At 59.2% G+C, this 13,775-nt stretch carries 10 protein-coding genes, 1 tRNA gene and 1 pseudogene; 9 read left to right on the top strand and 3 right to left on the bottom strand.

The features are described 5' to 3' along the window. The first annotated feature begins 24 nt into the window (after positions 1-24). The 4 genes from AC07VO_RS09495 (at position 25) to AC07VO_RS09480 (ending at position 5,131) form a co-directional block, all read left to right on the top strand. Positions 25-3,771 carry a bifunctional diguanylate cyclase/phosphodiesterase gene (locus AC07VO_RS09495; protein WP_086944452.1) on the top strand — a complete coding sequence of 1,249 codons (3,747 nt, stop codon included), beginning with the start codon at positions 25-27 and terminating at the stop codon, positions 3,769-3,771. 15 nt (positions 3,772-3,786) lie between these two features. Then, positions 3,787-3,863: transfer RNA gene (locus tag AC07VO_RS09490), tRNA-Ile, on the top strand. A 514-nt stretch (positions 3,864-4,377) separates the two neighbouring features. Beyond that, on the top strand, positions 4,378-4,878 hold the full coding sequence (locus AC07VO_RS09485; RefSeq protein ID WP_019580724.1) for a hypothetical protein: 501 nt from the start codon (positions 4,378-4,380) through the stop codon (positions 4,876-4,878). A gap of 10 nt (positions 4,879-4,888) precedes the next feature. Continuing rightward, positions 4,889-5,131, top strand: coding sequence for a hypothetical protein (locus tag AC07VO_RS09480; protein WP_018928836.1), 243 nt, complete (start codon positions 4,889-4,891; stop codon positions 5,129-5,131). Between the two features lie 742 nt (positions 5,132-5,873). Here the strand turns inward: AC07VO_RS09480 and AC07VO_RS09475 are convergent. After that, positions 5,874-6,059: a hypothetical protein gene (locus AC07VO_RS09475; protein WP_007936539.1), complete on the bottom strand. Its 186-nt coding sequence runs from the start codon at positions 6,057-6,059 to the stop codon at positions 5,874-5,876. A gap of 125 nt (positions 6,060-6,184) precedes the next feature. Then, entirely contained in the window at positions 6,185-6,379 is a 195-nt protein-coding gene (locus AC07VO_RS09470) for a hypothetical protein (RefSeq protein WP_018928835.1), read from the bottom strand. Positions 6,380-6,831: 452 nt separating this feature from the next. Between AC07VO_RS09470 and AC07VO_RS09465 the strand changes: the two are divergent. Continuing rightward, positions 6,832-7,139, top strand: a pseudogene (locus AC07VO_RS09465) (DUF3077 domain-containing protein). Positions 7,140-7,209: 70 nt separating this feature from the next. Here AC07VO_RS09465 and AC07VO_RS09460 read toward each other — a convergent pair. Next, positions 7,210-7,854: a peptidase M41 gene (locus AC07VO_RS09460; RefSeq protein WP_018928834.1), complete on the bottom strand. Its 645-nt coding sequence runs from the start codon at positions 7,852-7,854 to the stop codon at positions 7,210-7,212. Between the two features lie 138 nt (positions 7,855-7,992). On the opposite strand from AC07VO_RS09460, the gene AC07VO_RS09455 reads away from it, so the two are divergent. From AC07VO_RS09455 to pqqF, 4 genes are all read left to right on the top strand, one after another. Next, on the top strand, positions 7,993-8,454 hold the full coding sequence (locus AC07VO_RS09455; protein ID WP_007980298.1) for an Lrp/AsnC family transcriptional regulator: 462 nt from the start codon (positions 7,993-7,995) through the stop codon (positions 8,452-8,454). 217 nt (positions 8,455-8,671) lie between these two features. After that, positions 8,672-10,354, top strand: coding sequence for a flavin monoamine oxidase family protein (locus AC07VO_RS09450; RefSeq protein WP_018928833.1), 1,683 nt, complete (start codon positions 8,672-8,674; stop codon positions 10,352-10,354). A gap of 12 nt (positions 10,355-10,366) precedes the next feature. Next, positions 10,367-11,161, top strand: a complete 795-nt coding sequence (locus AC07VO_RS09445) for a carbon-nitrogen hydrolase family protein (protein ID WP_019650322.1) — start codon at positions 10,367-10,369, stop codon at positions 11,159-11,161. 107 nt (positions 11,162-11,268) lie between these two features. Beyond that, entirely contained in the window at positions 11,269-13,707 is a 2,439-nt protein-coding gene (gene pqqF / locus AC07VO_RS09440; RefSeq protein WP_086944451.1) for a pyrroloquinoline quinone biosynthesis protein PqqF, read from the top strand. Positions 13,708-13,775: the final 68 nt, after the last annotated feature.

The raw sequence follows: 13,775 nt of genomic DNA, 5'->3' as shown, positions 1-13,775 counted from the left end.
CCCCAAAGCCATAACGAGACCGTTATGCCCAGATGGTCGACCGTGCTTTTTTTGCTGTCGCTGATGACCTGGACCGCAACGGCTGGCGCGCTGACTCTGACCGACGAAGAACGTAGCTGGCTGGCGGCTCACCCGGAATTGCGCCTGGGCGTCGATGCGTCCTGGCCGCCGTTTGAGTTTCGCGACGATCATGGGCGTTATCAGGGCCTGGCAGCGGACTATATCAACGTCATCCGGCAACGGCTGGCCATCAAACTCACGCCCATCGAACCGGTCAGCTGGACCGAAGTGCTGCAGCAGGCCAAACAAGGCAAGCTAGACATCTTGCCGGGCATCATGTCGACCCCCGAGCGCCAGACCTATCTGTCGTTCACCCGCCCCTACCTCGATTTTCCGATTGTCATTCTGGCCCACGTCGGAGGCCCCCAACCGCGCAAACTCAAAGATCTGTACGGACTGAAGATCGCCGTGGTGGAAAACTACGCCCCCCATGAACTGTTGCGCACCCAACATCCCGACCTGAATCTGGTGGCGATGCCCAATGTCAGCTCGGCATTGCAAGCGCTGGCTACCGACGAAGTGGACGCGGTCGTGGGCGATCTCGCCTCCAGTGTCTGGAGCCTGCGCCAGCTCAAGCTCGAAGGGCTCTACGTCAGCGGTGAGACGCCCTACCGCTATCAATTGGCGATGGCCGTCCCCCCGAACAATAAGCTGCTGGTCAGTATCCTGGACAAAGTCCTGGCAGACATGAGCCCGAGTGAAATCAGCGCCATCCAGGAACATTGGGTCGGTAACGTCCTGGATCATCGGACCTTCTGGTCCGACGTGCTGATTTACGGCCTGCCAGGACTATTGGCACTGATGATCGTGCTGGCAGTGGTGATCCGTATCAATCGCCGACTGAGTTCGGAAATTGCCCGCAGGGTCGACCTGGAACAGGAGCTGCGCAGCAGCGAATACCATTACCGCGGGCTGGTGGAGAGTCTTTCAGCCATCGCCTGGGAAGCGCAGATCAGCGATTACACCTACAGTTACGTGTCGCCCCACGCCCAGGACCTCCTCGGTTATCCCCTGTCCCATTGGCTGATTCCGGGCTTCTGGCGCAACATCATCCACCCCGCGGACCTCACTCGGGCCCAGGCGTTCTGCGACCGTGAAGTGGCGGCCGGGCGCGATCACAGCGTCGATTACCGGGTCATCACCGCTGATGGCCGTTGCCTGTGGGTCCGCGATATCGTCAGCCTGATCGAACATGGCCGTGAACCGGTCCTGCGCGGGCTGATGATCGATATCAGCGAAGCCAAACGCACCGAAGAGGCGCTGCGCCTGTCGGAACAGAAGTTCGCCTCAGTGTTCCAGCAATGCCCGGATATTCTGGTGATCGCACGGCTTTCCGATGGCTGCCTGCTGGAAGTCAACGAAGCGTTCGAGGAACAGATCGGCCTCAAGGCCGAAGACGTCATAGGCCAGACGGCCACCGACCTGAACATCTGGGGCGTTCCTGGCGTGGGACCGGGTTTGCTGCAGCGATTGCAGGCCGGCAGTATCCGCAACCTGGAGATGCCCTTTCGCCGCAACAATGGCCAGGTGTTTACCGGCCTGATCTCTGCCGAGCCTTTCGACCTCGACACGACCCCGGCCCTGGTGGTCGTCGTACGAGACATCAGTCAGCTCAAGGAAACCCAGCAACAGCTGCAAACCTCCGAAGAGAAATTCGCCAAGGCCTTCCACGCCTCCCCCGACGGCTTGCTGCTGTCCCGGCAGAGCGACGGCTTGCTGCTGGAGGTCAACGAAGGTTTCAGCCGTATAACCGGGTTCAACAGTGCGATGTCGGTAGATCGGTCGGCGCTGGACCTGGGGATCTGGGTCAATCTCAACGAGCGCAAACAGATGCTCGAATTGCTGCACCGGGATGGTTTCGTCCGCGATTTCAGTTGCCACATCCGCCGCAAGGACGGGCAGATCCGGCTCTGCGAAGTTTCAAGCCGGCCACTGCCCATCGGCGATGAAGACTGCATGCTGACCATCGCCCGGGACATTACCGAGCGACACCTGATGCAGGAAAAACTGCAACAGGCCGCCACCGTGTTCGAAAGCACCGCCGAGGGCGTCTTGATCACCGACACCCAACAGCACATCAGCGCGGTCAATCGGGCATTCACCGAAATCACCGGCTACAGCGAGACCGAAGCACTGGGCCACACCCCTCGCCTGCTCGCCTCGGGCCTGCACGACAGCGCCTTCTATGCTGCGATGTGGCATCAACTGACCGCCGAAGGTCATTGGCAAGGCGAGATTTCCAACCGGCGCAAGAACGGCGAGCTCTACCCGAGCTGGCTGACCATCAGCGCCGTGCGCAACCGGGACAAACTCATCACCCACTTTGTCGCGGTGTTCGCGGACATTTCCAGCCTCAAGCATGCGCAAGCCAAACTCGACTACCAGGCGCACCACGATCCGCTGACCGGCCTGCCGAATCGCACATTGTTCGAAAGCCGCCTGCTGACCGCGCTGAACAACCAGCAGGAAAACGGTGGCCAAGGCGCCGTGCTATTCCTGGACCTGGACCGTTTCAAACACATCAACGACAGCCTCGGTCACCCGGTCGGCGACCTGCTGCTCAAAGGCATCGCCGTACGCCTCAAGGAGCAGTTGCGCGATATCGATACCGTGGCGCGGCTGGGTGGCGACGAATTCATCATCCTGCTCCCCGGCCTGCAACAGGCCAGCGATGCCGACAACATTGCCACCAAGCTGCTCAATTGCTTCAGCGCCCCTTTCCAGGCCGGCGAGCACGAGTTTTTCATCAGCGCCAGCATCGGCACCAGCCTGTATCCCAAGGACGGCTGCGACGTTGCCACGCTGGTCAAGAACGCCGATGCCGCGATGTATCGCTCCAAGGCCAAGGGCCGTAACCGGGTTGAAAGCTACACCCGCGACCTCACCGCCCAGGCCAGCGAACGCGTGGCACTGGAGCATGAACTGCGACGCGCCATCGAGCGCAATGAGCTGTTTTTGTACTACCAACCCAAAATCAGCCTCAAGGATCATCGGCTGGTCGGTGCCGAAGCGCTGATTCGCTGGCATCACCCAACCTTTGGCGATGTGCCCCCCGAGCACTTCATTCCCCTGGCCGAAGAAAACGGCATGATCCTGCAAATCGGTGATTGGGTATTGGAGACTGCCTGCCAGCAGATGTACGAGTGGAATCAGGTCTATGAGTGCCTCGGCCCACTCTCGGTCAACCTGGCGGGCGCTCAATTACGCCAGCCGAACCTGCTCGGCCGGATCGAGCAATTGCTCAAGGACAACCGCCTCAAACCTGATTTTCTGCAACTGGAGATTACCGAAAACTTCATCATGAGCCAGGCCGAAGAAGCGCTGACGGTCCTGCACCAACTCAAACGCCTGGGCGTGCAGCTGGCGATCGACGATTTCGGCACCGGTTATTCGTCCCTGAGCTACCTCAAACGCCTGCCGCTGGACATCCTCAAGATCGACCAGTCCTTCGTCCGCGGCTTGCCGGACGACCCGCACGACGCGGCGATTGTCCGCGCAATCATCGCCCTGGGCCGCAGCATGCAATTCACCGTCATCGCCGAAGGCGTCGAAACCCATGCCCAGCAACAATTCCTCACCACCGAAGGCTGCGAACAGATCCAGGGCTACATCGTCAGCCTGCCACTTCCCCCCGACGAATTCGCCGCGACGTTTCTTCGTATAACCGTATCGGATTTTTCGGATAGCACAGCCGAGAAACCATCGCTATAATCCGCGGCCTACTGAGGGCCTATAGCTCAGTTGGTTAGAGCAGAGGACTCATAATCCTTTGGTCCACGGTTCAAGTCCGTGTGGGCCCACCAACTCCAAAGCCGCGCATTGCGCGGCTTTCGCGTTTCTGGCTGGTCCACCACAGATACAGTCCCAGGGTCCAAGGGTACAATTCAGGTACAGTGCTGGTTCGCCAGCCGCCAAGGCGCTTCAAGGAGGTGCCTTGGCCTACAGGTCATCCTCTGGATTGCGCAACAGCCGCAACTCACCGCGTGCAACCTCATCCGGCACCGCGAAGGAGTACCGTCCCAGCATAGTGCCCAGCTCCAACGCAGCTGACATCTCCCGAGCACGATCATACTGATCGTAAGCCGAATCCAGGTCGAAGCTATTGTTCTCTTGCTTCAGGTCCCACAGCACACTTTCGGACGCCGAATGAGCCGTCGCTGTTGCCGCTGACCGAAAACTGACCTTGCGGGGGTGCGGTAGCTGGCGATGAGACCCGTGCAGACGTCAAATTCCCTGGGGGCCTCACATCAAAGACGGTTTGCATCTTAGTCACCGCTTGTAGAAAATCATCGTCTTTTTGCACGAATGGATACGCGCATGAAGTTCGAGAAGACCACGCAGTACAGGTCCGAGGAAGGGATCGTCTTCAATCTGTCTCAAATCACCCTCATGGAAAGCGACCGAGGTCGCCTGCGCGAGCTGCACTTTGGCGAAGCAAAACGCGCCCATTACCAAGTCAACAGCATAGTCGTCGATATGTACGACCGAATGCAGGCTCGAAACCTGCCATGCCTGCTGACAGTCTGCATTTCCAATCCCCTCACCCGGCAGCAGGCCGATGCTATCAGCACTATGCGCGGCAACGTCGCCAAGGGAATTGCTGCGGCCTCAGGTGGCGTTGCAGGGAAGGTAGGTGCGTTGGGCGGGCCGCTCATTGGCTGGGCTTCAGGTGCAGTCGTGACGACAGGTGTCAACTGGTACCTCAAAGGGGCCCTGCCGAACCTGCATGCAGGTGACGTGCTGGTCAGCATCGAGGGAGAGGTCCATGGCGGGATTGGCCCACAGCGCTCTGTCGTGACGCTGGTCATCAAGGTCTGAGGAACTGCACATGCCCTACATCATGCAAACTATCGTCCTTCTGGTGCTGGGCGCGATCCTCGTTCAGTTTCTGAAACCGTACCCGTTGCGCAAGTGGCTGGGTTTGACGCTGCTGGCAACGGGCTTGGTCAGCATCTTCAAGGTTGGTGAGCAGCAGGTGCTGGGCTTTGACCTGGAACTGCTAGCACTGCTGGCCGTGCCGCTGGGCGTGGTGCTTTTCCTGACGCGGCGGCGGTTCACGGAGGGGGACTGAAGCCCTGGCACGATTTCTCGGTGCCGTCTCTGACCCAAAATCATATGGGACAACAGTCGATCAACAGCGCGTTGATCGATGATCTTAGCGTTGGACCTTGCCGGCGGATTGGGGGTTACTTTGAACATACTGGTAACTCCTAACGTTGGTTAGATGCCGCCAAAATCACTGCTAAATGATCGGTGGCGGCTGTAACGCAGGCCAGGTGCAGTCGGAAATGTGTAATGCCACATTGACCAGCCTTGCCAACTCTGCGGGCGCGGCCTAATTCTGATCCTAGACAGCACGGATCTAGCGCACATGAAAGGTCACCGCAATCGCCAACCTTTAAAGTCAGACTATACGCATGCCTTAGGCCAAGCCGCGTTTTGCTTCTCGATCTGTGAATGGAACGTGGTTTGGCGCTGCGAGAGAATTAGCCCGGGGGCACTACAGAAGATCGTGGGCGAAGAATTCACTGCGGGGCGAATTGCGAAACTCAAAGGCTGCAAAATCAGTACAACCACGGTACAGTATTCAGCTTGAGCAACCTTCTCAAAATTACGCTTAACACCACGTATTACGGGGCCTCCAGCTATGCCAACCTACGTTCACCTACGAACGTTTTCTCTAGGCTTATCTGCTCGCCCGGCAACTCATAATCCTTTGGTCCACGGTTCAAGTCCGTGTGGGCCCACCAAACAAGAAAGCCGCGCTAATGCGCGGCTTTTGGCTTTCTGAGATTGAGGTTTGATTTTAGGGTTCAGACCAGCCGAGCCACCAAGGCGACGACAGCAAAGGTCACCAGGGCCAGAGCGGCGCCGAGCCCGAACGGCAGTAGTATCGCTCGGGTCGCGGTGGGGGCCGGGCTACGCATGTCTTCAGCCAAGGCGGCCACGTCTCGGTGCAACTGCTCAATGCTGGCTTGAGTCGTGGGGGGTGTGGACATACTGCTTCTTCCTGTGTGGATCACGGGCTCTGCCTAATGCGCTTACCCTAGTTGGATACGGTGAGCTGCTCCGTGGCAAAACTCAAGTGCCGCCGATGATTGGCTGCGCTCTGACGGGCTCGGTATTAGAGCTTGGACCACAGCCCGACAGCGGCGACGAAGGCGGTGACCAGACCGGCGCCCACCGCAAACGGATACCAAAAAGCTTCCTGTCTAAGCTTGCTTTCTTCGGCCATAAACTTGCGGGTCTCGGCCATGAATTTCCGGATTTCGACTTGGAGCTTATCGAGTTCCAGATTATCGCGGTCATTCTGTAGCATCAGTCATCCTGTCGGAGCTCGGGTCGCACCATGTGCGCTGCTCCGAGGCGGGTCGTGCGTCATTTTTCCTGTCTGCCGTCTAGGTTATATTTTGCGCGGATGGTGGGTTATCGGATGACGTCCGCTAACGTTGTAGGCAAACTCCGAGAATTGCGTAATGGGCGCATTTGGGCACTTTGCCGCCTTGTTGGGCTTTTCTTCGACGGGATACTCTCCAGACGTCGCTGCCAATGCAGCGATCGGGTGTGGTAACCCGGCGAGGCTAAGCGCAACAGCGCCCCCATCACGACTTCAGGCGTTTTTTACGCCTGCAATCCAGTGTTATGGCGGCTGTGCGTGGGAGACCTTCGGGTCTGCCGGTTCCTTGGCTCCCGGTTTACCACCCTGCGTACAGCTGCCACCCATTCGTGTGGTAACGAATGCGGCAGCTCCTCGAGTTAAGGAGCAACACAATGAGCAAAACAGATTCGCCCGCAGCTTCCGAACTGAAAACCATCGGCCTCACGCCGTTCACTTATTGCTCGGATCAGCCACTGTTCCACGTCAGGTTGGCGTCCCCATCCTCGACGCATTGACTCAAACCTCCGATCTGCTATCCCTCGCCAAGTCATTTGCCGAGGACGCAGCCTACGCAAAAGACACCGACCGCCACGCCTGGGCCGCACACTACCTGACGGCGATGAGCAAAGCGGTGATTGATGATGTGGTGAAAGTGCTGACACCGCGACCTGCCCGGACGGCGACAGAGTCCGAGGAATAGCGCCTGCACATTATTTGAAACACGCCCCGATTTTTCGGGGCTTCCAGATCGTGATCGGGAGTTCGGATGCTTAAGCCCAAACACTTAACGCTGGAATGGCCTGCACGGGGCCCAGCCGCTCAAGCACTTCAGCGGTCAACACAACCTCATACGTATCCGCCGGCCGCCCCCACTGCTCCACAATGACCATGCGCTCCACCAAAAGCCCCGCCAATCCAGTAATCGTATCGGCCAACACCTCGACGATTTCTTGGGTGCGCAACCACAAGCGATCATTAATGTCTGTCAGCTCAGCAATGATGCGATCAGACAACGCTGGATCCGTATCGGGATAGGCGATATTTCGAAGCAAGTACCGCAATTCTCTTATTTTTGCGTGATCCTGTTCCGCTCCAAACTCTCCGTTCAGGATGGCTGCCGCTTTCGACTTATGGACGCGTTTCTCGGGCGAGTGCTTTGCAGGCAAGGTCTGCGCCATGGCGCCAGCGAAGAGGACCATTATCCGGGCTTCCAAATGTTCCTTCATGGCTTCGAGCGACGAAATGGACCGCGTCAAGGTAATGGAGGCCCCACCATGATGCGTCAGGCCCATGGTCACTTTCAGGGTCACATCACCCGTTTCAAAACCCAGGGCTCGGGCTACGACGTAATGCCCCATTTCGTGATTGGCAATCTGCAGTGCATAGTCGCGCAGAGCCGCAGGCATACCCTTCATTTCGATCCCCTCGCTTCACAGCCCCTGGTTGCGCATTCGACTACGAGTGACAATTTGTGTCCATCCAATTAACCCGTTGAGGGCATGGACTGCCTGTAATATGCCAGCCCATTGCTCTGTACCGCTGGAGATGCCCCTTTGCCTGACACTCGCCCGCCCGTTCTCGACGAAATCGACCGCCAATTGATCGCCGCCTTGCAGATCAATGCCCGTGAAAGTGTGGCCATGCTTGCCCGACAACTGGGCATCGCCCGGACCACCGTTACTTCGCGCCTGGCCCGGTTGGAAAAGGCCAAGGTGATCACCGGTTACGGTGTGCGACTGGGTCAGCGTGTGGTGGATGGCGGATTGCAGGCTTACGTCGGGATTACGGTGCAACCGAGGTCTGGCAAGGAAGTGCTGCGACGACTTAGCGCCATGGCTCAGGTGCAGCAGCTGTGTGCGGTGAGTGGCGAGTTTGATTATGTGGCGTGGTTGCGCACCGATTCGCCGGAGCAGCTGGATCAGTTGCTGGATCAGATCGGCAGTGTGGATGGGGTGGAGAAGACGACGACTTCGATCATCCTGAGCAGCAAGATTGATCGGGGGCAGCCGGTTTGAGGCCTTCGGTGTCTGGTCGGGACTCTTCGCGGGCAAGTCGGATCGCTGCACTGCTCACACCTACAATATGTAGTGACACATCGTCATATTGATAAAACAATTAGCAAAACGACGACACATTGCGTCTTATTAACGTGTTCTACGCTCTCTAGAATGGCTGCCATCTTTTCCTATACTCAGACGCGCATCCTGCGTCGGGTCGCCAGCAAGGTCAGCCATGAACAAGAACAATCGCCATCCTGCAGACGGTAAAAAACCAGTCACTATTTTCGGCCCGGACTTTCCTTTCGCCTTCGACGACTGGATCGAGCACCCGGCCGGGCTGGGCAGCATTCCAGCGCACAATCACGGCGCCGAAGTGGCGATCGTCGGGGCTGGCATTGCCGGTCTGGTGGCCGCCTATGAACTGATGAAACTGGGCCTGAAACCTGTCGTCTACGAAGCCTCGAAAATGGGCGGTCGTCTGCGCTCCCAGGCGTTCAACGGTGCCGAAGGCATCATTGCCGAGCTCGGCGGCATGCGCTTCCCGGTGTCGTCCACTGCGTTTTATCACTACGTCGACAAACTCGGCCTCGAGACCAAGCCCTTCCCAAACCCGCTGACCCCCGCGTCTGGCAGCACGGTGATCGATCTGGAAGGCAAAACCCATTACGCACAGAAACTGGCGGATCTTCCTGCACTGTTCCAGGAAGTGGCTGACGCTTGGGCCGATGCCCTGGAAGACGGTTCTCGCTTCGGCGAGATCCAGCAGGCGATCCGCGATCGCGACGTGCCGCGCCTCAAGGAATTGTGGAACACCTTGGTGCCGTTGTGGGACGACCGCACGTTCTACGATTTCGTCGCCACCTCCAAAGCCTTCGCCAAGCTCTCCTTCCATCACCGCGAAGTGTTCGGCCAGGTCGGTTTCGGCACCGGTGGCTGGGACTCGGACTTCCCCAACTCGATGCTGGAAATCTTCCGCGTGGTGATGACCAACTGCGACGATCACCAGCACCTGGTGGTCGGCGGCGTGGAACAAGTGCCGCAAGGCATCTGGCGCCATGTGCCGGAGCGTTGCGTGCACTGGCCTGAAGGCACCAGCCTCAGCTCGTTGCACAACGGCGCGCCGCGTACCGGCGTGAAGAAAATTGCCCACGCGGCAGGCGGCCGTTTTGCGGTCACCGACAACTGGGGCGACACCCGCGAATACGCAGCGGTGCTGACCACTTGCCAGAGCTGGCTGCTGACCACCCAGATCGAATGCGACGAGAGCCTGTTCTCGCAAAAGATGTGGATGGCCCTGGACCGTACCCGCTACATGCAGTCGTCGAAAACTTTCGTGATGGTCGACCGCCCGTTCTGGAAGGACAAAGACCCGGAAACCGGCCGCGACCTGATGAGCATGACCCTCACTGATCGCCTGACCCGTGGCACGTACTTGTTCGATAACGGCGACGACAAGCCTGGGGTGATTTGCCTGTCGTACTCATGGATGAGCGACGCCCTGAAAATGCTTCCACAGCCAGTGGAAAAGCGCGTGAAGCTGGCGCTGGATGCGTTGAAGAAGATCTACCCGAAAGTCGACATCGCCGCGCGGATCATCGGCGATCCGATCACCGTGTCGTGGGAAGCCGACCCGCATTTCCTCGGGGCCTTCAAGGGCGCCCTGCCCGGTCACTACCGCTACAACCAGCGCATGTACGCGCACTTCATGCAGGACGACATGCCGCCCGAGCAACGCGGGATTTTCATCGCCGGCGATGACGTTTCATGGACGCCGGCGTGGGTTGAAGGCGCGGTGCAGACCTCGCTCAACGCGGTGTGGGGCATCATGAAACACTTCGGCGGTGAAACTCACGCTGAAAACCCGGGTCCAGGAGATGTGTTCAACGAGATCGGTCCGATCGCCCTGCCCGAGTAAGAGGAATCCGAAATGCGCGTAGCCCTTTACCAATGTCCACCGCTGCCCCTGGATGTCGCAGGCAACCTGCAACGCCTGCATCAACTGGCGCTGGAGGCCAAGGGCGCGGATTTGCTGGTGGTGCCGGAGATGTTCCTGACCGGCTACAACATCGGCATAGACGCCGTCAGCGTGCTGGCGGAGGTGCACAACGGTGAATCGGCGCAGCAAATCGCGCGCATTGCCAAGGCAGCCGGGATCGCCATTCTGTATGGCTACCCCGAGCGTACCGAGGATGGGCAGATCTACAACGCCGTGCAGTTGATCGACGCCCATGGCGAGCGGCTGTGCAACTACCGCAAGACTCATCTGTTCGGTGACCTCGATCACTCGATGTTCAGCCCCGGGTCGGATGAGTTTCCGTTGGTTGAACTCAATGGCTGGAAGCTTGGCTTTTTGATCTGCTACGACCTGGAGTTCCCGGAGAACGCCCGGCGTCTGGCGTTGGCCGGTGCCGAGCTGATCCTGGTGCCGACGGCGAACATGATTCCCTACGATTTCATCGCCGACGTCACCGTCCGCGCCCGGGCCTTCGAAAACCAGTGTTATGTGGCTTACGCCAACTACTGTGGGAGCGAGGGCGAGATCCAGTATTGCGGCCAGAGCAGCATCGCCGCGCCGGATGGCAGCCGTATCGCCCAGGCCGGCCTTGATGAAGCACTGATTGTCGGTGAGCTGGATCGCCAGCTGATGATCGATTCCCGCGCAGCCAATCGCTACTTCCTCGATCGCCGTCCCGAGCTTTACGACGCGCTGAACAAGCGCTGATCCACTTAGGGGGCGTTCTCAATATGTTTCCCCGGCGCAGTGTGGAAACTCATTGAGAACGCCCCCTAATCCGCTAGCATTAGCGCTTCTCTGTTCTGGAAGTGCTCATGCCTGCGCTGAATCACCCCCACCTTCACACTGAAACCCTGGCCAACGGTCTGCGGGTGACGCTGCGTCATGCTCCCGGTTTGAAGCGCGGCGCCGCTGCGTTGCGGGTCGCTGCCGGCAGTCACGACGTGCCATCGGCCTGGCCGGGGCTGGCGCACTTTCTCGAGCATTTGCTGTTCCTGGGTACAGAGCGCTTTCCCGCAGGACAAGGGCTGATGGCCTATGTGCAAGGTCATGGCGGGCAGGTGAATGCGCGCACCAGCGAACGGACGACGGACTTCTTTTTCGAACTGCCGCCCCAGGCGTTCAGCGCTGGGCTGGAGCATCTGTCAGACATGCTCGCCCATCCGCGTATGAATCCGGACGATCAGCGGCGGGAACGGGAAGTGCTGCACGCCGAATTTGTCGCCTGGTCGCGGGATGCCACAGCCCAACAGCAATTCGCGCTGTTCGACGGGCTCTCGGCGGCTCACCCGTTACGGGCGTTTCATGCTGGCAACCGTTACAGCCTGCCGATTCCGCAGCCCGAGTTTCAGCAAGCGTTGAAGGACTTCCATCAGCAGTTTTATCAGACCGGGCAAATGACGTTGAGCCTGGCCGGCCCGCAGAGTCTCGAAGCATTGAAAGGGATGGCGCAGGCGTTTGCCCTTGCCATTCCCGCAGGTAAAAAAGTCCCCCAGGCAAAGCCCAGCCTGTTGATGGATTCATCGGCCAATAGTTATCAACAGGCTGGAGAACGTCGACTGGATCTGCTGTTCACCTTCGAAGGGCTGCCCGACTCATCGCCCGAAGCGCTGGCGTTCCTGTGCCATTGGCTGACCGCCGCAAAGCCCGGCGGCCTGTTGGCGCAGCTGCGAGACAGCGGGCTGGCAGACAACCTGAAAGCTGCGCCGCTCTACTGCTATGCCGGGCAAGCCTTGCTGCACATCGAATTCACGCTGCCCGCAAACGCCACGCAATCGGGCAACGTGATCCGCGAACGGCTTCTGGATTGGCTGGGCTTTTTTGCCTCCCGTCAGGATTGGGCCCAATTGCGCGAAGAATACGCAGCCCTGCAGCAGCGCCAACAACAAGTCAGCAGCGCCTTGCAACTGGCCCAACGGGACAGCGAGCAACTTGCACCGGGGTTGTCCGAACAGGGCGTTGTCGCCCTCAAGGCAATCCTGCAACAAATCGGCGCTGTGGATAACTTCACCGGCCAGTGGCAACTACCGCCCCCCAACCCGTTTTTGCGTACCGAGACTCCAGCCCCGAATGCCGGCTTGATTCGCGGCCAGACCAGCGCCCACCGTGGCCTGCGGACCTTTGCCCAGGATCGCTCGCGCAGTCGCCGCGAACGTTCGCCGATGCAGTTCAGTCAGGCGTTGCCGGATAACACGGATGAAGGCGCGGTTTATCTGCGCTGGCGCCTGGAGTCCGCGCCTCACGGCCGTCTTCAGACCAATCTGGAAAACAACCTGGGGCCGTTGCGCGAGGATGCACGTCAGGCCGGTGTCGACGTTTCCTTCAGCGCATCGGGCAATGAGTGGCTGCTGAAACTGACGGGCCTGCAGGAGCCGATGCCAACAGTCCTCGAACATGTGCTGAAAGCGCTGACAAAACCTGATGCCCGTTTCTTACAGGAAGCACCGACGGCCACCCCATTGATGCCGATTCGACAGCTGCTCAAGGCGTTGCCCGATCTATGCACTGAGCACACCGCAGCCTCGGATGACTTGCAGCAACTCTGGTCGAGTGCGCGCTGGGATGGCCTGGCGACCGGACTGTCGGCCCAGACGCAAGCGGCGATGGGGTTGGCGTTGAGTCGTGTGCCGGGAACGCCAGACCATCAATCGACGTCACCTCTATCGATCGGCTCACAGCATCTCTGGAGCGCCATCGATACCGGCTCCAGCGAACACGCGCTGTTACTCTTTTGTCCGACAGCAACCCATGACATCGCCGACGAAGCTGCCTGGCGCTTGCTCGCACACGTGTGCCAGACACCGTTCTATCAACGCTTGCGGGTGGAGCTGCAACTCGGTTACGCGGTGTTCAGTGGCCTGCGCCAGATCAACGGTCAGACCGGGCTGTTGTTCGGCGTGCAATCGCCGAGCGTCGCGCCTCTGGACTTGTTGCAGCACATCGAACAATTCCTCGGCGAGCTCGAAAGGACGATCGAAAGCATCGATGAGCTGACCTTCATCGCCCAACGCCAAGCCCTGGCCGATCAATTCGACAGCACCGCCCTGCCCAACACCCAGGCCGCCGAACTGCTCTGGCAAGGCAAACTGGCCGGCCACTCGTCGGATTATCTGGGCCTTTTACCTCAAGCGATTCTGAAGATCGACCGCAAAGCCTTGCTGGCCGCGGCACAGCGACTGAATAGGGCCGAAGGTGGCTGGCGCTGTCTGGCCAGCGGAGCTTGCCCGACTACGCGCTGGCAAGTGGCAAAATGATCATTACCGGCGCTGCAATTAGCTTTCTCAAAGATTCGCAGCCAATCACTCTGTAATTTTGAGTAACA

The organism is Pseudomonas sp. GW821-FHT03E01 (assembly GCF_059420765.1).
This window is presented reverse-complemented; position numbering and strand designations above follow the sequence as displayed.

Bases quoted from the DNA above. Each gene is read 5' to 3' on its own strand.
- AC07VO_RS09470 (WP_018928835.1), bottom strand. From the start codon at position 6,379: ATGCTACAGAATGACCGCGATAATCTGGAACTCGATAAGCTCCAAGTC.
- AC07VO_RS09460 (WP_018928834.1), bottom strand. From the start codon at position 7,854: ATGAAGGGTATGCCTGCGGCTCTGCGCGACTATGCACTGCAGATTGCC.
- AC07VO_RS09485 (WP_019580724.1), top strand. From the start codon at position 4,378: ATGAAGTTCGAGAAGACCACGCAGTACAGGTCCGAGGAAGGGATCGTC.
- AC07VO_RS09445 (WP_019650322.1), top strand. From the start codon at position 10,367: ATGCGCGTAGCCCTTTACCAATGTCCACCGCTGCCCCTGGATGTCGCA.
- AC07VO_RS09450 (WP_018928833.1), top strand. From the start codon at position 8,672: ATGAACAAGAACAATCGCCATCCTGCAGACGGTAAAAAACCAGTCACT.
- AC07VO_RS09480 (WP_018928836.1), top strand. From the start codon at position 4,889: ATGCCCTACATCATGCAAACTATCGTCCTTCTGGTGCTGGGCGCGATC.
- AC07VO_RS09475 (WP_007936539.1), bottom strand. From the start codon at position 6,059: ATGTCCACACCCCCCACGACTCAAGCCAGCATTGAGCAGTTGCACCGA.
- pqqF (WP_086944451.1), top strand. From the start codon at position 11,269: ATGCCTGCGCTGAATCACCCCCACCTTCACACTGAAACCCTGGCCAAC.
- AC07VO_RS09495 (WP_086944452.1), top strand. From the start codon at position 25: ATGCCCAGATGGTCGACCGTGCTTTTTTTGCTGTCGCTGATGACCTGG.